The organism is Streptomyces sp. NPDC126510, from assembly GCF_040302345.1.
GTDB lineage: Bacteria > Actinomycetota > Actinomycetes > Streptomycetales > Streptomycetaceae > Streptomyces.
Window position 1 is genome coordinate 1 of the sequence record NZ_JBEORR010000056.1, and the last position, 22,194, is coordinate 22,194.

Consider the following 22,194-nt stretch of genomic DNA (forward strand, 5'->3'; position numbering starts at 1 on the left):
CTGCCCGTTACTTCCCGCACCCAATCCGATGGACGACCCACAACACCCTCCTGACCTCGAATGTTGCGTCCACCGATTGAGCCCAATCAATACACCTCAAAGGGTTTCGCGATGATCTGCGCGAAGTTGGGTGTTGCGCAATCGATGGGAGCGGTGGGCACGAGCGCGGACAATGCCTCAGGAATGATGTCCCAGCAGCAGATCGCTCAATTGGAGGGGCTGCGCGATGGGGACTTCGACACCGCGTGGCTGAAGATGATGATCGAACATCACTCCGGCGCGATCGCGACGGCCCAATCGGAACTATCCGATGGCGACAACGCCGACGCCAAGCAATTGGCTACCGATATCATCGCCGCACAGCAGTCCGAGATCACCGCGATGCAAGCACTTTTGCAACAGAACTGATCCGGAAACTGGCGAGTGGCTAGGCCTGTCCGTCGAAGCCTCTCTTCTCGTTGTCCGCTCTGATCTTCCATCTGATTACTTGCGTCCCTTGCGAATCACTGTCTTCGTCGGCGCTCCCCACCCACTGACGTGAAGGAACAATTATGGCCTCAACACGGCATACAGGGTTAGTCGTCCTTGTCCTTATGGTCGCAACGCTGACAGGATGCACCTCCACAGCACCGCAGTCCGCACCGAGTGACACGGGTGCGCCCGCCGAGAACGACTCTCCTGTCTCCGCGCTGGTGATGACTCCTTCCGGGGGGACAGATACCGTCAACCCCCTTGATCCGGTCACGGTGGAATCTGTTGGCGGGAGGCTCGACTCGGTAGTGCTCACCGAAGTGGGCGGGGCTGTGGTCGATGGCATCTTCACCCCTGACCGGCAGGTGTGGAAACCCGGCGCGTCCTTGGACTACGGGAAGACCTACACGATGACAGCGTCAGCCACCCAAAACGATGGCTCACGTCTCGATCAGTCCAGCACCTTCTCCACAGTCAAGCCGCGGAACCTGACCAAACCATCCTTCGTGACGGCCGGGGGTAACCTCCTCACAGATGGTGGCACTTTCGGGGTAGGGATCGTTATTGTCACGCATTTCGACGAGCCGATCCTCGATCGTGCAGCGGCGGAGAAAAGCCTGACTGTGCAAACGTCGGTGCCGCTCGAAGGCTCGTGGTACTGGGTGGATGACCAGAATGTTCACTGGCGACCTCGTGCGTACTATCCCCCCGGCACCGAGGTCACGGTCCGGGCTGCGGTCTTCGGCGTCCCGCTCGGTGGCGGACTGTTCGGACAGGAAGACGCCACGACTGCATTCACCATCGGCGACTCGCATATCGCCGTCGCCGACGATACGACCAAGCAAGTGACGGTCACGAGCAACGGCAAAACTGTGCGCACTATGCCGACATCGATGGGCATGGGAGGAACCGAGCTCGTCAACGGCCAAACGATCTCCTTCTGGACCCAACCAGGCATTTACACCGTCCTCGATCAGGCCAACCCCGTGATCATGGACTCGTCGACCTACGGACTTCCCGTCAATTCCCGGCTGGGGTACAAGGAAAAAATCAACTACGCCACCCGAATAAGCACCGACGGAATTTACCTTCACGAACTCGAAGACACAGTCTGGGCGCAAGGCAATACCAATGTTTCACACGGCTGCTTGAACCTCAGTCGCGCCAATGCTCAATGGTTCTATGATTTTTCGCTTCCCGGAGATGTCGTGGAGATACGCAATACCGGCGGCGCCCCTCTCGAATTGTGGCAGAACGGCGACTGGAGTGTGCCGTGGGACCGATGGTCGGAAGGCAGCGCGCTGTAAGACCTGTCGCCCTGCCGGCAAACGATGCTGAATCGCAAACAGAAGCTCCGCGCGAGACGTTCTCCCGTAGTCGACGCGAAAGTGCTGGATAAACCTTTTGACACTGTCAGAGCTGACAGGGGTTCGGCAGATCGTCACGGGAGGAGGTCGCCAGACACCGCCGCCGTATCGGGGCGGCGACGGGAAGCAGAACAGATAGTATTTCTACAGGGCTTCGGTTCGCCGTCTCGGCAACCTCCAGCGTGCAGAGTCGACACGACACCCTCATCGAGCGGTCCCACATCACTGTGACCGACGAATCACCGACAGCGCTGGTTGGGCCCCGTACGAAAGCGACGGAGGTTGCAGGTTGGGCACTCGCACGGTGCGGTGACGAATGCAGCTCTACGAGGAGGAAAAATGCAAGGTCTGGGAGAGCTCGAGGCGCTGGTGATGGATGTGCTGTGGCGCTCCACCGAACCGGTCCGTGTGCGCGACGTCATCGACGGCCTCGATGACGACCGTGAACCGGCGTACACGACGGTGATGACCGTCATGGACAATCTTCATCGCAAAGGTTGGGTGCATCGTCAGCGAAACGGGCGCGCGTACTGGTACGAAGCCACGCGAAGCCGCGAGGAAGCGGCAGCTGACGGGTTGCGCGCACTTCTCGAATCCACCGGAGACCCGACCGGGGTCCTGTTGCATTTTGTTCGCGGGACATCCGACGTCGAATCGAAGATCCTGGCGCGTGGATTGCGTGAACGAGGCAAGAAGTGACAGCCGTCCTCGCGTGGGCGGTCGGTGGCCTTCTCGTTGCCGCACTCTCCCCGCTGTTCCTCGGATCGATGATGCGTCGCGGCGTTGATCCGCATGTCGTCCTCGTCTTGTGGGGCGCTCTGGCACTCGGAACTGTAGTGAGTATCAGTGTCCCGGTGATCTTGAGCCTTTTACCCAGTCACGGTGGTGTCTCGTCGCTGATCGAATTCGCCCACAGCTGTTGGCTCGCCCTTCACGACGACGCGCCGGCCAGGCTCGAGACGGCGGTGGGTGTACTCGGTGGGTCAGCCCTGGTCATCGGGGCGGTGCGAGGCACCGTCCATCTGTTCAGCTTCTCCCGCACTCGCCGCGAGCTACACCAGCAGCACCTCGGGTTGCTGCGCATTCTGGGGGGTGCACGGTCCTCGTCACTGCTCTGGCTCCCGGTTTCTGTGCCCTTCGCCTACAGTATCGCTGGGCGCCCCGCGCTTGTAGTTGCGAGCGACGGATTGAGAGATCAACTCGACACCGAGGCTCTTGCTGCAGTACTCGCACATGAACGAGCACACATCACGGGGCGGCACCATCTGCTCGTCAGCGCAGCTCAAACGCTCGCCTACGCGTTTCCGTGGCTTCCGATCATGCGATCTTCGCCCCCATTGGTCCGTGCGTTGGTGGAAATCGAAGCCGACTCCCGAGCCGTTCGTCAGCATGGGCGCGAATCCGTGCACCGCGCACTCTGCAGTATGACACCTCACGAGGTGCCCGTGGCGGCTCTGGGAATAGCGCAGGATTGCCTGGCGTTGCGACTTGATCGTCTGTCCTCCCACCGCACCCACCACCCGGCGCCCATTCGCTACCTCCGCACCCTTGCTGCCTGCGGAACGGCGATCGTCCTACCTGCGGCGCCTCTTCTGGCGCTACTGGGTGCGATGGCGATGGCTTCATGCGCAGCAGGTGCTTGAAACAGTGCGAAACCGGGTCGTGGACGAACAAGGAGTCCGGCCCGCAGGGGGCCAGTGCTCAAGGCCGGTTCACCCCCTCCTCGAACTGAACCGGCCTCATGCACCGAACGCGGCGCCAATCGAATTGGCCAGATCCCGCGCGAAACTTGATTCGTGGCCATCCCAATTTTCGTGAGACTCACCTTCTGCGCACGTGGCATCGGCAGAAAAGCGCAAAAGGCTACTACTCTGGGTCACGATCACACCACGCCCAGCAGAATCGTCGCGACGATGACAATTCCGCATGCCGCGCTGGTCAGAAGCCGCCCGCGCCGTGTATGAGGGTCCGCACGATAGGGGAACAACCCTTGACGGACCCACGTGTAGATAGCCGCGGCGACAACGAATACTGCTCCGTCATAGGGCGTTTCGGTGCCGTAGAGGACGAAAATCAGTGTCGCGAGGCCGATGATCAAGCCTGCGAACGCTTCGATCAGTTGCACGGGGATTCGGCGCACCGCGAGAGTCCGGTCCGAAGCCCACATTCCCCATCTCGACCTGGTAGGTCGACCCGAACAGCATCCTGTCAAAAAGCATCCCGGGCGCCCGATCGCAATCCCGAGAAACAACCCGGGCGTTGTCATGTCCAGTAACACACCGACGCCCAGACCGAAGGCTGCTCCGCCGAGCACCAATACCGCGAGCGACACCACCAAAAATCCTTGTATGCATGCGCCGGCAGAGACGAATTTTCGAAGGCTCTGGCGGTGAAGTGCCAAGTACCAGAGCTTCGCACCCACGTAGCCGAGAAGGCAGCCGAGGATCGAAATGAGAACTGCCGCAGTGGCGTTCTCGCTCATACGGGTCAAGAGCAGTGCCTGCATGACGATGGCGAACACTGCACCCAAACCGACCAACAGCGGCCACGTCCAGAGTCGCACGCCGGGCCCGTGCACCAATGGCGCTGCGGTAGTCCAGGCCGTGGCGGTCTGCGGAGCTGCGATGTCGAACTGCCCGGTGGTGTCGTCCGGAGTTTCGATGCGCTCGGCACTGACAGTCCAACTACCAGTGGCGATTCCGCGGATTCTCGCAGTCACCGCGAAGCGTTCCCCCGCTGGAACACCGTTGACGTGGGTGACCCTCTCGAAACGTTCCGGTTCGCTGCCCGGGCTGTTGCGGGCTCCTCGGAACAGAATCGACAGATCGGAAGTAACCTCGGGCGATTCTCCCCAGTACGTTGCTGCGAGCCCCTGTGGTTCTATCTGCGTGAACGCTTCAGCGCACCCACCGCCGGGCGCAGCGAGTTCCGTTGCAGCGGTCGACTCGTCGTCACCCAATGGCCGGGCAACGCGTTCAGTGCCCGATGGCTTGGTGGGCATCGCCTTTTCGGCGATGGCCGGCGCCGGCGGTGCTTGAGCCAAGGCCGAGGCTGGCGTCGGCGCTGCTTTACTCAGATACGCCGCTGCGGCCGCTGCGGCCAGTTCTTCCACGGCACTACCGGCCGGACTGGGCCTAGCACGGGGTGTTGTGCCGACTTCGTCGTGCGGTCGTGAAGTGGGGTTCCGCTTCGGTGACGTGGCGCGTCGGGCTCGACTCTGCGTCGTAGACCGCTGTTTCGCGCGGGTTTTGGTTGATTTTTTGCTCACCGTCGCCCCAATCTCTCGGTTGGCGCGGATGCCCACCGAACTACTAAGGTCGATAGTAGCTGAACTACGAACCTGGATAGTAGGTAGAGGTCGAGCGCGAACGCGCGGGTGGGCACTGCGGCGAGACGAGGCGCTTCGAGGCCGAGCCGAGGAATATGGGAATTCCATGGTGCCGCAACGATCTTGGGCACACTCAAGAAGGACCTGGAAAGGACATCGAACGTCAACCGGCAATCGCGCGGACAGTGTAGTAGTTTGCGAGACTGGATAGGCTCCTTGTTCACCATGTTCGGAGACCGGGCACGGACTACTGGGTACGACTGCGGCAGACCCGGCGGCTGATGCGGGACTGGGCGTAGGGATCGCACTACGTTGCAGCAAGGGTGTGCAAAGTATCGAAGCGAACAATCACATCTAAGGGATCTGCAAAATGGAAGCTGACGCGATGCGCAACCACCGCCTGGTGGATTTGCCGACCAATGGCGCGGTGTTCGAAACCTCTCGGCCGGTACGGACGGGAGATATCGACGTCTCCGGGACGGTGCGACTCGATGGCGTTGCACGTTATCTGCAGGACATCGGTTTCGACGATCTCGATGCGAGCGGCGCAGCGGCTGCCCACCCGGTGTGGGTCGTGCGCCGCACAGTCATCGATGTCATTCGTCCGGTCAGCTGGCCGGCTCGTGTGCGCATGCGCAGATGGTGCTCGGGGTTGTCGAGCAGGTGGTGCACGATGCGTGTCCGCATCGAATCCGACGGCGGCGGCTTGATCGAGACCGAAGGATTCTGGATAAATCTCAATCCGGTCAACGGGATGCCTTCCAGGATCGAAGAGAGTTTCATGGCCGGACTCGGTTCGACCGCCAACGATCACCGATTGAAGTGGAAACCCTGGCACACCGCTCATCCGGGCGATGGGGAGGAAACGACATTCGTCTTACGATCGAGCGATATCGATCCGTTCAACCACGTCAACAACGCCACGTATTGGCAGCCTGTCGAAGACCTGATCAGAGATTGGGCCGGACCCCGAAATCCACTCCCCTACCGAGCGATTCTCGAATATCGCTCTCCCATCACCGCGGGAAACGACGTGACCGTGCGGTATCACAGTTCAGGGGAGAGCCTGAGTAGTTGGTTCCTGGTCTCGGGTTCGGTGTGCGCGAGTGCCTACGTCACAGCGATCGAAGTGTAAGTCCCCGGGCCGGGTCACCTCTGCGCTCTGGTCTCTTGAATCGTCATTGATCGGTTCACCTCACGAGTTCTTGACCAGGTGTGCCGGTAGCGGCGGGGTGAGTGGGTGTTCCCGGAGCGTTTCCATTACCTCGAATGTCGCGTCGAATGTCACGCATCGACAGTTCCCCGGCAGTCGATGTGCCGCCCTTTCGGACGATGTACTGGCAACGCGATAACGAAGGTGGTGCCTTGCCCGGCTCCGTCACTCGCGGCGGTGATCTGTCCACCGTGTGCTTCGACGAGTGCTTTCGCGATGGACAGTCCGATCCCTGCCCCTCCGTGAGCACGATCGCGTGCTGCGTCGGCGCGATAGAAACGCTCGAACAGATAGGGGAGGTGCTCGGCGGCGACTCCATCGCCTTCGTCGGTGAGTGTGAGGATGAACCGATCCCCTTTCACCCGTCCCCGCACCTTCACTGTGCTCTGTGATCGACTGTGGCGCAGTGCGTTGTCGAGCAGATTGCTCAACACTTGCCCTATGCGCTCCGGGTCCAGCCACACCGACGGCAGATTTCCGGGGACGTCCACGCTCAGAATGACTGCTTTCGTGTCGTATCGTTCTTCGTGCGCCGCTACCGCTGAGCTCACCAGTACCTCAGGTCTGGTCCATGTCGGTTCGATTGCAGCTCGATTCGTCTCGGCATCGGACAGCGCCGAGACGTCGCCGGAAAACCGTGCCAGACGTCGGGTCTGATCTCTGAGCATCGCAATGGTGTGATCATCGAGAGCTTCCACTCCGTCTTCGAGCGCTTCCATGAATGCTTCGAGAACAGCTACCGGCGTCCGGATCTCGTGCGCGAGATCTGCCAGCAACCGTCGACGCATCGACTCGGCAGACTCGAGACGGACCGCCATTTCGTTGAAGGCCGTCGCAAGTGCGTCGAAGTCGTCACCGAGCTGCGGCGGCGGGACTCTGGCCGCGTAGTTTCCCGCCGAGACTGCCGTGGCGGCAGTTGACACCGCAGTCACCGACCGCTGCAGCCGACGACTGAGATACCAGGTCACAGCCAGCGCGCACAACGCAGCTGCGCCGATCGCCACGGACAACGAGACCGCAGTTGCCGAGCGATATGCCTGCTCGGCATGCATTTGCTCCTCAGACATCGGAGGCACGCCCGCGCGGCGCAGATGCTCGCGGAACAAACTCGGACCGACAGTGACTGCAACGACCCATGAGGTGGCCGCTCCTGCCACCAAGACCAGCGTTTGGGCCATCAACAAACGCACGCCGACACCGAGTCCTCGGCGGGTACGCCCCTGATGAGACGAAAGTTCTTCCAGGGTAGTCATTTTCCGGAACCCATTCGGTACCCGATGCCGCGCACGGTATTGACATACAAAGGCGCGGCGGGATCATCGCCGAGTTTGCGGCGCAGATGACCGATATGAACATCGACAAGATGTTCGTTCCCCGTCCACGCAGGACCCCACACTGCTTCGATCAGTTGCCGACGGCTGAACGCCATCCCCGGCCGAGCGGCCAATGCCGCCAACACGTCGAATTCCGTCCGAGTCAGCAGAACCGGTTTCTCGGCGACCGAGACCTCTCGCCCGGCAACGTCGATCCTGAGCACCCCGAACGTCATTGGCGGACTCTCCTCGTCTCGGGTTACCGCTCTCGCAGTTGTACCGTGCGCGACTCCGCTGCGGGGTCTGCGCATCATCGCGCGGATCCTCGCTACCAACTCTCGGGGGCTGAACGGCTTGCTCATGTAATCATCGGCACCGACAGAAAGCCCGACGATGGTGTCCACTTCCTCACTGCGAGCAGTCAGCATCACCACGTATGCATCCGAAAATGTACGAAGTTCCCGGCATACCTCGATGCCGTCGATACCGGGCAACCCGAGATCGAGGACCACCACATCAGGATCGACCTCACGTGCCAGGGCGAGAGCGTCGAAACCGTTGTAGGCCACACTCACCTCGAATGACTCTCGTTCGAGGTAACTCGAGATGATCGAGGCCAGTGGGCGTTCGTCGTCGACGACCAGTGCCCGAAAACCTGCGTACCCGTCGGTTGACCGTGTTGACGTACTGTCCATGCCACCATCGTGGACTGCTCAGTCGCCGCTGCGCACGCGATACACGGTATGCGGTCACCTCTTCAGCGAATCTTCATAGAAAGCACACCGATCCCAGAGGGTTCGGCGAGCACTGTCGAAGGTGAGGAGAGTGAACGGACATGATGTGGTGGAGCGAGAATTCGGGTTATGGAATGGGTTGGGTCAGCTGGATTCTGATGGCGCTGGCGATGATCGCATTTTGGGGGTTGGTCATTGCGGCCCTACTTGCTTTGTTTCGTCCCAGGCGCAGTACCCGCAGCGAACTCCGTGGTACGAATGCGCAGCATCTGTTGGATGAGCGCTACGCCCGCGGCGAGATCGACGATGACGAGTATCGCTCCCGCAGTGAAGCTTTGGATCGATCCTCTCGTCGACACGAGAGTCGTTGACCTCTGCCGCACGCGCGCCCCGGGCTCGGTGGCGTATCAGTTCCGTTTCTCCACAACGACTAGACAAGGACAATCACAATCATGGCTATTGCGCCGTTCACAGGATCGGCTTTCAGTCGACGTACGTTTCTCGCCGCCACGGCGGCGGGGGCGGGTGGCCTGGCGTTGACCGCATGCACCACCAGCGGATCGTCCAACCCGAACCCCCCGCCGTTCGACAAGAATGCCATCACGTCCGCTGAGGCAGCGCGCCCGCATACCGGTCGCACCGTGGACTACACGCTCAATCCGCAGGGTGCCGATATCGATCTCGGCGGCATCACGGTGCGCACTCTGGCATACGGCGACAGTGTTCCCGGTCCGTTGATTCGCGCGAATGTCGGTGACGAGTTGGCGATCACCGTCAACAACGGACTCGATCATCAGACATCGGTGCATTGGCACGGCATCGCGCTTCGCAACGACATGGACGGCGCCATGCCGGCAAGCCCGAACATCGAATCGGGGCAGAACTTCACATACCGGTTCTCAGTACCTCATTCGGGAACGTATTGGGCTCACCCGCATGTCGGTCTCGACACCGACTACGGCCTGTATCTCCCCATCGTCGTCGACGACCCCCGCGAGCCCGTCGACTACGACGCCGAATGGATCGTGGTTCTCGACGACTGGACGGATGGAGTCGGCACGAGTCCGCAACAGATCCTCTCCGACCTTCAGTCCGGAAACGGCATGGGTTCGATGGGCGGATCCGGGATGGGCAACATGCCTGGCATGGGTGGAATGAACCACGGGTCGGCCGAAACCACGCTGCCCGCCACCTCGGGTGGCCCTAACTCGGTAGAATCAAGCGCTCTGCTCGGTGGGGACGCGGGTGACGTCAGCTATCCGTACTATCTGATCAACGGGCGGATAGCTTCTGCACCGACAACTTTCTCGGCCGCTCCCGGTCAGCGTGTGCGTATTCGCATCATCAACGCGGGTGCGGATACCGCTTTTCGAGTCGCCCTTGCCGATCACGTGATGTCCGTGACCCATACGGACGGTTTTCCGGTCGTACCGACAGAAGTCGATGCGCTTCTCCTCGGCATGGGTGAGCGCTACGACGTGATCGTCACGGTCAAGGACGGTGTATTCCCGCTCGTCGCCGCGGCCGAGGGTAAGAACGCTCAGGCTCGGACGCTGCTGCGTACAGGCTCGGGCGCTGCGCCCGACGCGTCGTTCCTCCCTCGGGAATTGGCAGGTCGAGTGGGCACGGTCGAGTCGTTCACTGCAGCCGAAAGTGTCGTTCTGCCGCGAAGCGATGGCACCGGTGTCGATCTCGTGGCAGACCTCGGGGGGGACATGATGAGCTACCAATGGACGATCAACGGTCGGAACTACGACCAAACCGAACCTCTGACCGTCAAAGAAGGGGACCGAGCCCGGCTCACGTTCACCAACATGACGATGATGTGGCATCCCATGCATCTGCACGGGCATACGTTCCAAGTGGTCAAAGGTGACGGCGGTGTCGGCCCTCGTAAGGACACAGTCATCGTTCGTCCGATGGAATCTGTCGCTGTCGATCTCATCGCCGACAACCCGGGCGACTGGATGCTCCACTGCCACAACGGATATCACCAGGAGTCGGGTATGATGACCCGCTTGGGCTACATCGTCTGACACGTGGAGACGTCCGAACACACGATCACACCAGCACGGGAGGCGCGACCTGATTGGGCCGGCATCTCATTCGATGCCTCTTCCTACCCCGTTCGGCGAGGTGAGATTGTGGCCGCCCCGGCATCGGGTCAGCGTCCCGGAATCCCCGGCCTCTGCCCTGCCGCTGGACTGGGATCGAAATCCCGCGAACGGCGCAACTGCCCATGGCTCCGGTGTACACCTGGCGACACTCCACGGGCGCTCGAAATTCGACGTTCTCTGCGCGGGCGAATACACGAGGGAGAATCCGACCAAATGTCCGACGGAAGTAGTCGAGGCGCAGCCTTGACTCACCTTCTCCTAACGCGAGTATAGTAGAAACAGGTACCCCCCTGGGGTACCAGACGGGAAGGGAATCATGAGCGGTCAGACTAACTCGCAGCCGAATCTACTCGATAAGACGCAACGCGGCTGTGGATGCAACTCGACGAAGAAATCACCCACGACATCCGCGCCCACCCCTACGGAGGACATCATGTCTGCAACCAACAACACGTTCGCGGTCACCGGCCTCACCTGCGGGCATTGCGTCGGCGCCGTCACGGACGAGCTGCGCGCCCTCCCCGGAGTGAGCGAGGTCGAGATCGATCTCGTCGCCGGAGGAGTCTCCACCGTGACCGTCACAGCTTCAGCGCCACTGACCGAGGAACAAGTAACTGCCGCGCTCGACGAAGCCGGCAACTATCATCTCGCGAACATCTGACCGGGCGCCCACACCGCCAGCGTAGGCAGGTCAGGAGAGGTACATCTGATGAGCACCCTGGACAACACGACCGTCGCTGCCGAGTCCGCACACAGTGTCGAACTGGTCATCGGCGGCATGACCTGCGCCTCCTGCGCCGCGCGAATCGAAAAGAAGCTCAACAAGATCGACGGCGTCACCGCGACAGTGAACTACGCGACCGAAAAGGCGAAGGTCGATTTCACGGGTGCGGTAGCACCTGAAGACTTGATCTCCACCGTCGAGGCAACGGGATACACCGCCACCTTGCCTGCCCCCAAGGGCTCGTCCGGGGAGGTCGGCACTACCGACGGGGTGGACGCCCGAATCCAGGACGAGGCTTCGCAACTGCGGACCCGACTGCTCGTCTCGCTCGCATTGACTGTGCCTGTGGTCGCATTGTCGATGATCCCGCCATTGCAGTTCACGAACTGGCAGTGGCTGGCCTTGACGCTCGCATCTCCCGTCGTCGTCTGGGGCGCACTCCCCTTCCACCGCGCTGCACTGACGAATGCCCGACACGGCGCGGCAACAATGGACACTCTGATCTCGGTGGGGGTGTCGGCGGCCTACCTGTGGTCACTGTGGGCGTTGTTCTTCGGTCATGCCGGAATGGCCGGCATGAAGATGGAGTTCAGCCTGTTCCCACAGCAGGAGGGCGGAGCGGACCACATCTATCTGGAAGTCGCTGCTGCGGTCACCGTCTTCATACTGGCGGGGCGATATTTCGAAGCCCGCGCCAAGAAGCAGTCGGGTGCAGCCCTACGCGCACTGATGGACATGGGAGCCAAAGACGTAGCGGTGTTGAGGGAACACACCGAGATCCGAATTCCCACCGAACAATTGGTGGTCGGTGACATCTTCGTCGTACGCCCCGGCGAAAAGATCGCGACCGACGGCATCGTCACCGACGGCACATCTGCGGTGGACGCCTCCATGCTGACCGGCGAATCCGTGCCAGTCGAAGTGCGCCCTGGCGACGCCGTTGTCGGCGCCACCGTCAACGCTGGAGGGCGACTCCTCGTTCGAGCAACTCGTATCGGCGCCGACACTCAGCTCGCTCAGATGGCACGACTGGTCGAAGATGCACAGAACGGCAAGGCTCAGGTCCAACGTCTCGCCGACCGCATCTCCGGAATCTTCGTCCCGGTCGTCATCGTTCTCTCACTGATGACGTTGGGTGCGTGGCTTTTGACCGGTCACTCGATGGTGACGGCGTTCACCGCCGCCGTTGCCGTGCTGATCATCGCGTGCCCCTGTGCATTGGGGTTGGCAACACCGACGGCGCTGATGGTCGGAACGGGCCGCGGCGCCCAGTTGGGGATTCTCATCAAAGGCCCCCAGGTTCTCGAATCCACCCGTCAGGTCGACACCATCGTGCTCGACAAGACCGGGACCGTCACCACCGGGCGCATGAGTGTCGATTCGACAGTCGGCGCAGATGGCGAGAATATCGACGAATTACTTTTTGTCGCAGGAGCGTTGGAGGACGGCTCCGAACACCCGATCGCGCAGGCCATCACTCTTGCAGCTCGGGCTGACGGCCGGCCGTTGCCGAGAATCGAAGGTTTCTCCAACCACGACGGCCGAGGCGTCTCCGGTGTCGTAGACGGCCGAGCCGTTGCTATAGGTCGGCGAACCTGGTTAGAGCAGGACTGGTCTCTCGTCGCACCCAAGAATCTGGAAGTGGCCGCACACGACGCGGAAGCCGACGGAAAGTCCCCGGTGTGGGTTGCGTGGGACGGTTCGATCCGCGGAATCGTGGTCGTTTCGGACACTGTCAAGGACACCTCGAAAGAGGCCATCACTGCATTCCGAACCTTGGGACTACGTCCCATCCTGTTGACCGGCGATAATGCTCGCGCCGCCGTCGCCGTCGCAAAACAAGTGGGGATCGAAGCCGCCGATGTCATCGCCGAAGTCTTGCCCGCGGACAAAGTCAGCGCCGTCAAAGACCTCCAAAGCCGTGGGTATACAGTCGCTATGGTCGGTGACGGTGTCAACGACGCCGCTGCTCTGGCACAAGCAGACTTAGGTCTGGCCATGGGCACCGGCAGCGATGTCGCCATCGAAGCCTCCGATCTCACCCTTGTCCGAGGCGACCTGCGCTCCGCCGCAGATGCGATCCGTCTGTCGCGCTCGACGTTGAAAACCATCAAAGGGAACCTTTTCTGGGCCTTCGCCTACAACGTGGCGGCGTTGCCTCTGGCGGCGCTGGGGTTGTTGAACCCGCTGATCGCCGGCGCTGCCATGGCTTTCAGCTCCATCTTCGTCGTCACGAACAGTTTGCGCCTACGACGATTCACCAGTCATGCCACAAGCTCCGATCACTGATTTGATCCCGAATTCGACTGCCCCGATGACCTTCCGTCTGCCCTGAACTCTTCGGACGCGATGTGCGGGAGAGGTCCCACTGTCCACCCGCAACGAATCCAAAGGTTTCACTTCACGACGACCACCATCACGGACGAGGGCAGTCGTCGACTGCTTGGGACACCATGGTCCTTCATCGAATCTTCACCAAACATCTAACCAAGGCATATCCGCCACCGGCAGGCTCAGTATTGAGACACACGTGGACCCCACAACATCACGCCCCAGAGGTGCCGACGATCTGCCACAACACGGGAACATGCCACCGAGGTATCCGCACAGTCGCTGCCGCAAGAATGGCGGTCACAACGAGAGGGCGCAGAGATGAATCGAACCACCGTTCTCGAAGTACAAGGATTGCAGTGGGCGACATCGAAAGCCGCAGTCGAATCAACTCTCCTTCGCCGACGTGGCGTCGTCTCTGCTGAGGCCAACGTCCTCAACCAAACTGCCACGGTCACCTACGACCCGGCTGCAACCTCGATACCCGAACTGTCCCAATGGATCCGGGACTGCGGCTATCACTGCGCAGGGCGATCAGTGCCCTCCCACAGCTGCGACCCCCTCTCCGAACCAAACGACAGCACCAGCGCCACGCCCTCTGAATACCACGTTCATTCAGACCACGCCGACACATCAACCGACGCACCGGTCGAACACCCCGGCGAATCTCCTCACGGCGAACACACAGCGCACGAACCACATGCTCAACACTCTGCACAGGACATGATGGGGCACGGAGGCGCCCACGCCGGAATGTCGATGGACGACATGGTCCGGGACATGCGAAATCGCTTTCTCGTCGCTCTCGTTCTGTCCATTCCGATCATGCTGTGGTCCCCGATGGGGCGCGACATGTTCGGATTCACAGTTCCCGCCCCGTTCGGACTCCGCGACGACGTATTCACCCTGATACTGAGCTTGCCAGTGGTGTTCTACTCGGCCTGGATCTTTTTCGACGGCGCTTATCGGGCTCTGAAGGCCCGCACCCTCGACATGATGGTCCTCGTTGCCGTCGCCGTCGGGGCGGGTTGGCTCTACAGCGTCGCCGTCACCTTCACCGGCGGCGGCGAGGTCTTCTACGAGGCCGCGTCGGTGCTGACGGCTTTCGTCCTGCTCGGACATTGGTTCGAGATGCGAGCCAGAGGTGGAGCCAACGACGCGATTCGCACACTGCTCGAACTGACCCCGCCATTGGCAATCGTGTTGAGAGACGGCGAACCCGTCGAAGTTCCCACCGCCGACGTTGTCGTCGGAGACCTGTTACTGATCCGACCAGGCGGCAAAGTCCCTGTCGATGGAACGGTCGAGAGCGGAACTTCCGAAGTCGACGAGTCAATGGTGACCGGGGAAAGCCTTCCCGTATCCAAAGAACCGGGATCCGCAGTCATCGGGGCTTCCATCAACACGACGGGCACACTTCGCGTCCGAGCAACCAAAGTCGGTGCCGACACCGCCCTGTCCCAAATAGTGGCGTTGGTCCAGGAAGCGCAGAACTCGAAAGCGCCGGGGCAACGGTTCGCTGATCGGGCCGCGTTCTGGCTCGTCCTTGTTGCTCTGATCGGCGGCACCGGCACCTTCCTTGTCTGGTGGGCGGCGGGTGCAGGAGTGCAGACCGCGCTTCTGTTCGCAATCACCGTCGTTGTCATCACCTGCCCCGACGCTCTCGGTTTGGCCACGCCCACCGCCATCATGGTCGGCACCGGACTCGGAGCTCAACGAGGAGTGTTGTTCAAAAATGCCACCGCGCTGGAATCCTCGGCGCGCATCGAGACGGTAGTGATGGACAAGACCGGCACCCTCACCAAAGGCGAACCCGAAGTCACCGACGTCGTCGTCGACGGTATCGGCACCGATGAACTCCTTTCCCTTGTGGCCGCGGTCGAACGCGAGTCCGAACACCCCCTCGCCGGCGCGATCGTCCGCTACGCGGCCGAACGCGGCGCCCCGGAAGTTCCACTCACAAATTTCCGTAATGTGCCAGGTCACGGTGCGGCTGCGGAGGTGGACGGTCGTCGAGTGGCGGTAGGCAACCGCAAACTGATGATCGCCGAAAACGTCGACTTCGGCACATTGATGGGCACACGCGACGACCTCGCAGCCAGCGGGCGAACAGCAGTACTCGTCGCCGTCGACGGACACGGCGTCGGGGTGATCGCACTCGCCGACGCTGTCCGAGAGACTTCCGCCGCCGCAGTGGCGGCGCTGCACGACTTGGGCGTCGAAGTCGTCATGCTCAGCGGCGACAACGAAGCCACCGCACAGCGCATCGCGGGCCAGCTCGGTATCGATACCGTCATCGCGGAAGTGCTCCCCGGCGACAAAGCCGCCAAGATCGTCGAGCTGCAAAATGCCGGCAAAAAAGTTGCGATGGTCGGGGACGGAGTCAACGATGCTCCCGCGCTCGCACAAGCGGACCTCGGTATCGCCATCGGCGCAGGTACCGACGTCGCAATCGAAACAGCGGACCTCGTGCTGATGCGGTCGGACCCACTCGACGTACCGGTCGCACTACAAATCGGGCGAGGCACCCTCCGCAAGATGAGACAGAACCTCGGATGGGCAGTCGGGTACAACGTCATCGCCCTCCCCATCGCCGCTGGAGTCTTCGAACCCTCCCTCGGACTTGTACTTCGCCCCGAGATCGCAGCGCTGTCGATGTCCGGGTCCAGCTTCATCGTCGCAGTCAATGCACTACTGCTGAAGCGACTACGCCTCCCTTCTCCCCCAGATCAACACCGGCCTTCACCCAGCACTACGAAGTCCACCTCACAGAACGTCTCATGACCCGACAACCGATCTCCCAGCGAAAGGGATTCCCCGATATGAAGAAGGTCCTCGCAATCAGTGCTGCAGCAACTGCAGCACTATTCGTCCTCACCGCATGTAACAGCTCCAATACCGATGAAACTACCTCCACGCCAACGTCAATGAGTGCCGAATCCAGTTCATCGGCGAACGCGAGCACTCACAATCAGGCAGATGTGACATTCGCCGAGCAGATGATCCCGCATCACAGTCAGGCCGTCCAGATGAGCGACATGCTCCTCTCCAAAGACGGTATCGACCCCCGAGTGACGACGTTGGCAGAACAGATCAAGGCAGCGCAAGCCCCAGAAATCGAGCAGCTGCAGGCCTGGTTGACCAGCTGGGGACAGAGTTCGTCCTCCTCTGGCATGAATATGCCGACCACCTCCCACAGCATGGAAGGCATGACACCCTCTACCAGCATGAACATGCCGATGCCCTCAGAGAGCATGGGGATGACGCCGGGAATGATGGAGGGGATGATGTCCGCCGATGACATGACCGCGCTGCAGAATGCACAGGGAACCGATGCCGCGAAACTGTTCCTCGCTCAGATGATCGACCATCACCGCGGAGCTGTCGCAATGGCGCAAACTGAAGTTGATTCCGGACAGTATCCCGAAGCTATCTCCATGGCGCAGACCATCATCAGCGCGCAAAACCAGGAAATCACCACGATGGAAGGCATTCTCGCCACGCTGTGATCACGACTTCCGGCGTTCATTGCTCAGATTTCAGTCGGATGTGAGCGCACGCGGCTCGGTGTCTCTGCTTGACAATTGACCTCGGCAGAGGCACCGAGCCTTCTAGGCGACAGGTCAATACCCCGGAGGACACCGAACACTATCGAGGCAACCTCATTTGTTGGAGGGTTTGGTAATTACACCCGAAGATATCCCGAGATCCGCACGCGCCGTCCTGCGTGCGCGGTCACATTCGTCGGGCTCAACATTCTGGTCAGGCTCCGTGGGATACCCACCAGCACGAGGTAGGAACGGGTGCACAAAAACCCACGCCTGAACCGAACCGATCTATTTGCATCAATCAGGTCCAGGCGCAAACCGAGCCCATCGATTAACGAGGGACAGGCCGGGTACGCAAACGAGAACAGACGACATGGAGGTCATGATGCAGGACGTTCGGCGGGGGATGACCGACTCCGAGTTGATCGCGGAGGCGTACCGACTCGAAAGCCAGCCGGTATTGAGCAGGTGCGACCACATCAGGTTGACACTGATACACGATGAACTCGAGTGTCGCGCAGGATGTCGGGAAAAGAAACTCCCTGACGCGGCGCCACAACGGCTTCCGCCTTGCAAGGGCAGGAAGTGCGCATGATTGACAAGTTTGATCACCACGTTCACACACTCACATCAGAATGGCTGCGCCACTCCCCCGGCATGCAGGCGCGGGGCTCCCCTGATCCATATGCCCCCGCGCCACTCTCACCCGCTCGCTCTCAGTTGAGTCCCGCGTACGAATGGAGGCCGGAGACATCCATCTTGATGATGAAGAGATTGAACAGCATTGCGACGAAACCGGCAATGATTATCCAGGCGGCACGGGTATCGCGCCAACCAGAAGTAGCACGCGCGTGCAGAGAGGCGGCGTAGATCACCCAAGCGATGAAGGAGATGTGAACGACGGTTGAAAACTAGACCACCCGTCGTTTCTGGACTAGTTTTCAACCGTCGTCAACAGGAGACCGTTTCCTTGGGGTCCCATCCTTCTTGACAACATCCAATCGCGCACTATGAATCGCACCGGAGTTTCCGGGGACTTCATCCTTTGGGAAAGATGGAGTCATGTCGTCAGCAACGAACAAAAGGTACCCGCCCGAACTGCGTGAGCGGGCAGTGCGGATGGTCGCCGAGGTCCAACACGAGTACCCGTCGGAGTGGGCCGCGGTCGAATCCGTGGCCGACAAACTCGGTATCGGAACAGCGCAGACGTTGCTCAACTGGATCCGGAGAGCGCAAACCGACGCCGGCCAGCGGCCCGGCGTGACGAGCGAAATGGCAGCGGAAATGCGCAAGCTTCGCGCTGAGAATCGGGAACTCAAGCGTGCCAACGAGATCCTGAAGTCGGCATCGGTTTATGTGGGTGATCGATGTCAAGTGCCCGTGTCGTCGAGTCGCTGGATAAGTCCGTCGAAGACCTTCTGCCGCCCGATCTGGCCCTTGTCTGCGGCGTCGTCTCGCTGACGGGTGAGGGTGGGGAGAAACTCGATGGTGGTGACGAAGAACGTGCATGACTCGCAGATCGACTCGAAGTGGCAGTCGAGTTCGACTGGGCGTGCGCAGTAGCCGTTACCGAGCATCCGCCGGTGGGCTTCGGCGCGGAGTTTGCGCATCGCGGCGGGCTCGTCCTCGGCAGGCAGGACGGCGGGTTCGTGTTTACTGTAGAGGGCTTCGACTTTCTCTGTGACGGAGAAGTATTGGTCGGCAACGGTCCGGTCCGCGATTCGGGCATAGACCATCGTCATCTCCATTGTCTTGTGCCCGAGCAATGCGGCGATCGCCTCGAGGCTCATACCCCGGTTGATGGCCTGCGTCGCGAGTGTGTGCCGCAGCTGATGAGGGTGGACGTGGCCGATTCCCGCTGCGGCAGCAGCGGATTGGACTGCCTTGTCGATTCGGGTGCCCGGGATCGGACGACCGCGGTCGGTGAAGAGCAGCGGACTGTCCTGCCAGTCCGGTCGGTGCTCGAGCCAGGTGTCGATCATTGTTTTGAGTTGGGGATGCAAGGGGACGTACCGGTCGTTGTGGAGCTTGCCGACGGGGATGCGGAGCCAGTAGGCGGAACCGATCTGGACGACCGAATCGATTGTCAGGTCGAGGAGTTCGCCTTTGCGCATGCCGGTACGTGAGAGCATTTCGATGGCGAGGCGACCGAACTCGTCGGGCAGGTTGCGGGCTGCGGTCAAGAACTTGGCGGCGGCGCCGTCGTCGAGGAATCGCGGTAGCGGCTTGTCCTTGATCGGCCGGTCCGAGGAGTAGACCGGCGCTCGGGCAGGGATATCAGGATAGTCCCATTCGATGATGCGTTGATAGAACGCGCTCAGGTGCCCCATGCGCATGCCGATGGTGGTCTTGGACAGGTTCGTGTTCTTGCGATACCCCGGCCGTGCCGCCAACCAGGTCTTGTAGGCCTCGATGTGGGTGCGGTCGATGTCGGCGACGCAGACTACGTCGCTGGTGGTGGCCAGATGGCCGGCGAACTGGCGCAGTGTGGTCTCGATGCAGTCCACCGACGAGACCCGCAGGCTGATGCCGATCTGGTCGAGGTAACGGCGCATCGTAGCGACCATGACGGGCGCGCACTCCTCGGCGCGGTCCCAACCGATCTCGGGCACCGATCGTGCTGCCCAGCGTTTGCGCGGATGTGGCCGGGGTCCTTGGCCGCGATGGAACATGAGCGCATCGAGCCCAAAGAGTGGCGCGTTCAACGATTTCGGTGCACGCCCGACCTTGGCGACTACGGCGGAATGAAACTGGGCCCGGGCCGCGACATACTCCGCCGAGGTGAGCGCCTCGGTCGTGGCGCCGGCGATGACACAGATCTGCGCGAGTTTGGACCACATCTTCCCTGCCTCGCGCTCGCAGAATCCCAAACTTGTTGCCTGCGTGCGGAATGTGGAAGCAGCTACGGGTTCACGTTCGGCCAGATGGGCGCCCCATTTCGATGATGATTGCACAACATAGATCGCATCGACGGCCACCGACTCGAAGACGGCCGCGAAGGCAACGAACGCGCGCACGATGTCGGAAGCTGCCATGCGCGCCGACACCGGTAGCGCGTTCCATGCGCCGAGATCACCGAACCTGTCCTCGAACCGCAGGACAGCCCGGAGTCGGGTTCGGTGGGCATGTGCATTGGTGACCGCGTGAACGTATGTGCGGGCCGCGGTTGACTCAGGTTTTCTCAAAGAGTCTGTCGGAACGCTCATTTCGCATCTCCAGGGATGTCACCGGCGATGCCGTCGAGAATGTCCATCGCCTTGGAATACTCGCCGATCAGCCAGTCGTTGGCCAGATGCAGATAGATGCGTGTGGACTCGATGGATGCGTGCCCGGCTTGAGCTTGAATCGCCTCCAACGCCATCCCCGATTCGCGGAGTCGGGTGAAGCAGGTGTGTCGAAGTTCGTGACATGTCGCATGAGGTAACCCGCCTCGAACTCGGGCGCCGGAGAGAATTTCATCGAGACCGGCCGCGGAAAGCGGGTTGCCGCGTCTGGGACGTTTGAGGACCACGAAGACATGATCGGTGGCACTGTCGATCGGGCGTTCGGCGTCGAGATAGCGGCCGAGGCTTTCGAAGAAGGTCGGTGCGACCGGGACGATGCGTTGGTGGCCGCCTTTGCCGGCGGCGACGAACACTCGTCGCTCACCGGGTCGGACATCGGGCATCCGTAAGCCCAGCACCTCGCATCGGCGTAGTCCGCCGAACAGCATCAACAGGACCATCGCCCGGTCTCGTTCGCAGCGTAGCGCGGCCAATAGTGCGTTGACCTCGTCGGGGCTCAGTACCCGTGGGAGGCGCCGCGGCGCTCTGATCAGTGGGGTCCCGCGAACGTGAGAGCGTCCTGACCGGGTCGAGAGGCCTCGCGGCACGGGATTCTTCTCGACCAGCCCACGCTCATGGAGGTAGGAGAACAGGCCGGAGATCGACGCCAGTCGACGTTTGATGGTCGAGGTGGCCAGTCCCGATTCGCCGTCGCTGAGGCGGACCACATTCTCTTTGCGTGGAAGTCGTTGCGCTTGAATGAAAGCCAGTACATCGCTGGTGCTCACCTGCGTCGGTTCCTTGCCGATGATGGTGAAGAAGACTTTCAGGTCGAACGTCTGTGCCAGGAGGGTGTTGGTTCGTGCTCTCGCAGCGACGAAGCGTAGGTATTCATCGAGAAGTGGTTCGCCGAGTCGTGGAATTTCGCCAGGCGGCCGGACCAGCGCTGGGACGAAAGCATTCATTGTGGGGCCTCCTCGATCGAGCCGACAACCGACATGATCAGCCTGACACTGGATGCGTCAGATCACCCACATATCATGATTTTCTTCGCAGCGGAGCTCGACCGCAACAACAAGTGATCATCGACTACATCAACCGATACAAAAGCGAGTACGGCGTCGAGCCGATGTGCAGGGTGCTCAGCGAGCACGGCTGCTCTATTGCGCCGTCCACCTACTACGAAGCCCGCAACCGTCCTGCATCTCGACGGTCTGTGCGCGACGAAGAGCTCAAAGCCGAGGTCAGCCGTGTACATGCCGAGAATTATTCGGTCTACGGAGCCCGGAAGGTGTGGCTGGAAATGCGTCGAGAAGGCATCGACGTGGCCCGGTGCACGGTCGAACGGTTGATGGGTGCCCTCGGGCTCGAAGGTGCACATCGAGGCAAGGCGAAACGGACCACTATCGCAGATCCACAAGGCCGTCGAGCGGACGATCTGGTACAGCGAAAGTTCAACCCGGTTGCGCCAAATGTGTTGTGAGTAGCCGACTTTACTTATGTTTCGACGTGGTCGGGTTGGGTGTACGTCGCGTTCGTCATCGATGCATATTCACGCCGAATCCTCGGATGGCACACCGCGACGACAATGACGACACCGCTGGTGCTCGATGCCATCGAGCACGCAATCTGGACCCGACGCCGAGAAGGAATTACCGACCTGTCCGGGCTCATCCACCACAACGACCGCGGATCGCAAGGCGCATTCAACTGGTCGAAGCAACACGTTGCTGTTGAATTGATCGTAGGTGTTCGTCCCAAGCTTCAGCGGGGGTTCGCCATTGG

General features: G+C 61.1%; 16 protein-coding genes, 3 pseudogenes and 1 other annotated feature. Of the genes and pseudogenes, 13 read left to right on the top strand and 6 right to left on the bottom strand.

The window, feature by feature from the left end:
• Window positions 1–90 precede the first annotated feature (90 nt).
• From ABTX60_RS41050 to ABTX60_RS41065, 4 genes and pseudogenes are all read left to right on the top strand, one after another.
• A pseudogene (locus ABTX60_RS41050) lies at window positions 91–408 on the top strand (DUF305 domain-containing protein); the annotation flags it as partial.
• Between the two features lie 185 nt (window positions 409–593).
• A complete protein-coding gene (locus ABTX60_RS41055) occupies window positions 594–1,778 on the top strand; it encodes a L,D-transpeptidase (protein ID WP_019747378.1) in 1,185 nt (394 codons plus the stop codon).
• 399 nt (window positions 1,779–2,177) lie between these two features.
• Window positions 2,178–2,537 carry a BlaI/MecI/CopY family transcriptional regulator gene (locus tag ABTX60_RS41060; protein ID WP_019747377.1) on the top strand — a complete coding sequence of 120 codons (360 nt, stop codon included), beginning with the start codon at window positions 2,178–2,180 and terminating at the stop codon, window positions 2,535–2,537.
• A gap of 71 nt (window positions 2,538–2,608) precedes the next feature.
• Window positions 2,609–3,481 (top strand): M56 family metallopeptidase, encoded by an 873-nt coding sequence (locus tag ABTX60_RS41065; RefSeq protein WP_242692868.1) that lies wholly within the window; start codon window positions 2,609–2,611, stop codon window positions 3,479–3,481.
• A gap of 239 nt (window positions 3,482–3,720) precedes the next feature.
• Here ABTX60_RS41065 and ABTX60_RS41070 read toward each other — a convergent pair whose 3' ends face one another.
• Window positions 3,721–4,950 (bottom strand): prolipoprotein diacylglyceryl transferase family protein, encoded by a 1,230-nt coding sequence (locus tag ABTX60_RS41070; RefSeq protein ID WP_051720982.1) that lies wholly within the window; start codon window positions 4,948–4,950, stop codon window positions 3,721–3,723.
• A 586-nt stretch (window positions 4,951–5,536) separates the two neighbouring features.
• On the opposite strand from ABTX60_RS41070, the gene ABTX60_RS41075 reads away from it, so the two are divergent.
• Window positions 5,537–6,301 carry an acyl-[acyl-carrier-protein] thioesterase gene (locus ABTX60_RS41075; RefSeq protein ID WP_030537783.1) on the top strand — a complete coding sequence of 255 codons (765 nt, stop codon included), beginning with the start codon at window positions 5,537–5,539 and terminating at the stop codon, window positions 6,299–6,301.
• A 149-nt stretch (window positions 6,302–6,450) separates the two neighbouring features.
• Here the strand turns inward: ABTX60_RS41075 and ABTX60_RS41080 are convergent, their stop codons facing one another.
• Window positions 6,451–7,632 (bottom strand): HAMP domain-containing sensor histidine kinase, encoded by a 1,182-nt coding sequence (locus ABTX60_RS41080; RefSeq protein ID WP_030537784.1) that lies wholly within the window; start codon window positions 7,630–7,632, stop codon window positions 6,451–6,453.
• Window positions 7,629–8,387: a response regulator gene (locus tag ABTX60_RS41085; RefSeq protein WP_030537785.1), complete on the bottom strand. Its 759-nt coding sequence runs from the start codon at window positions 8,385–8,387 to the stop codon at window positions 7,629–7,631. The genes ABTX60_RS41080 and ABTX60_RS41085 overlap by 4 nt, the downstream gene beginning before the upstream one ends.
• 140 nt (window positions 8,388–8,527) lie before the next feature.
• On the opposite strand from ABTX60_RS41085, the gene ABTX60_RS41090 reads away from it, so the two are divergent.
• The 6 genes from ABTX60_RS41090 (at window position 8,528) to ABTX60_RS41115 (ending at window position 17,107) form a co-directional block, all read left to right on the top strand.
• Window positions 8,528–8,797 carry an SHOCT domain-containing protein gene (locus ABTX60_RS41090; RefSeq protein WP_030537786.1) on the top strand — a complete coding sequence of 90 codons (270 nt, stop codon included), beginning with the start codon at window positions 8,528–8,530 and terminating at the stop codon, window positions 8,795–8,797.
• 81 nt (window positions 8,798–8,878) lie between these two features.
• Complete coding sequence (locus tag ABTX60_RS41095; RefSeq protein ID WP_030537787.1) at window positions 8,879–10,462, top strand: multicopper oxidase family protein; 1,584 nt, start codon at window positions 8,879–8,881, stop codon at window positions 10,460–10,462.
• Between the two features lie 514 nt (window positions 10,463–10,976).
• Window positions 10,977–11,204, top strand: a complete 228-nt coding sequence (locus ABTX60_RS41100) for a heavy-metal-associated domain-containing protein (RefSeq protein WP_030537788.1) — start codon at window positions 10,977–10,979, stop codon at window positions 11,202–11,204.
• Between the two features lie 48 nt (window positions 11,205–11,252).
• Window positions 11,253–13,556: a heavy metal translocating P-type ATPase gene (locus tag ABTX60_RS41105; RefSeq protein WP_047270630.1), complete on the top strand. Its 2,304-nt coding sequence runs from the start codon at window positions 11,253–11,255 to the stop codon at window positions 13,554–13,556.
• 363 nt (window positions 13,557–13,919) lie between these two features.
• Window positions 13,920–16,382, top strand: coding sequence for a heavy metal translocating P-type ATPase (locus ABTX60_RS41110; protein ID WP_298782251.1), 2,463 nt, complete (start codon window positions 13,920–13,922; stop codon window positions 16,380–16,382).
• 38 nt (window positions 16,383–16,420) lie between these two features.
• Window positions 16,421–17,107 carry a DUF305 domain-containing protein gene (locus tag ABTX60_RS41115; RefSeq protein WP_047270628.1) on the top strand — a complete coding sequence of 229 codons (687 nt, stop codon included), beginning with the start codon at window positions 16,421–16,423 and terminating at the stop codon, window positions 17,105–17,107.
• A 755-nt stretch (window positions 17,108–17,862) separates the two neighbouring features.
• Here ABTX60_RS41115 and ccsA read toward each other — a convergent pair.
• Window positions 17,863–18,039, bottom strand: coding sequence for a cytochrome c biogenesis protein CcsA (gene ccsA / locus ABTX60_RS41120; RefSeq protein ID WP_350835130.1), 177 nt, complete (start codon window positions 18,037–18,039; stop codon window positions 17,863–17,865).
• Between the two features lie 169 nt (window positions 18,040–18,208).
• On the opposite strand from ccsA, the pseudogene ABTX60_RS41125 reads away from it, so the two are divergent.
• A pseudogene (locus ABTX60_RS41125) lies at window positions 18,209–18,502 on the top strand (transposase); the annotation flags it as partial.
• Window positions 18,503–18,516: 14 nt separating this feature from the next.
• Here the strand turns inward: ABTX60_RS41125 and ABTX60_RS41130 are convergent.
• On the bottom strand, window positions 18,517–20,181 hold the full coding sequence (locus ABTX60_RS41130; protein ID WP_352101868.1) for a tyrosine-type recombinase/integrase: 1,665 nt from the start codon (window positions 20,179–20,181) through the stop codon (window positions 18,517–18,519).
• Between the two features lie 167 nt (window positions 20,182–20,348).
• On the bottom strand, window positions 20,349–21,374 hold the full coding sequence (locus ABTX60_RS41135; RefSeq protein ID WP_003943780.1) for a tyrosine-type recombinase/integrase: 1,026 nt from the start codon (window positions 21,372–21,374) through the stop codon (window positions 20,349–20,351).
• 76 nt (window positions 21,375–21,450) lie between these two features.
• Window positions 21,451–21,580 (top strand) — a sequence feature (AL1L pseudoknot).
• On the opposite strand from ABTX60_RS41135, the pseudogene ABTX60_RS41140 reads away from it, so the two are divergent.
• Window positions 21,455–22,108, top strand: a pseudogene (locus ABTX60_RS41140) (IS3 family transposase); the annotation flags it as partial. It overlaps the preceding feature by 126 nt.
• Window positions 22,109–22,194 lie beyond the last annotated feature (86 nt).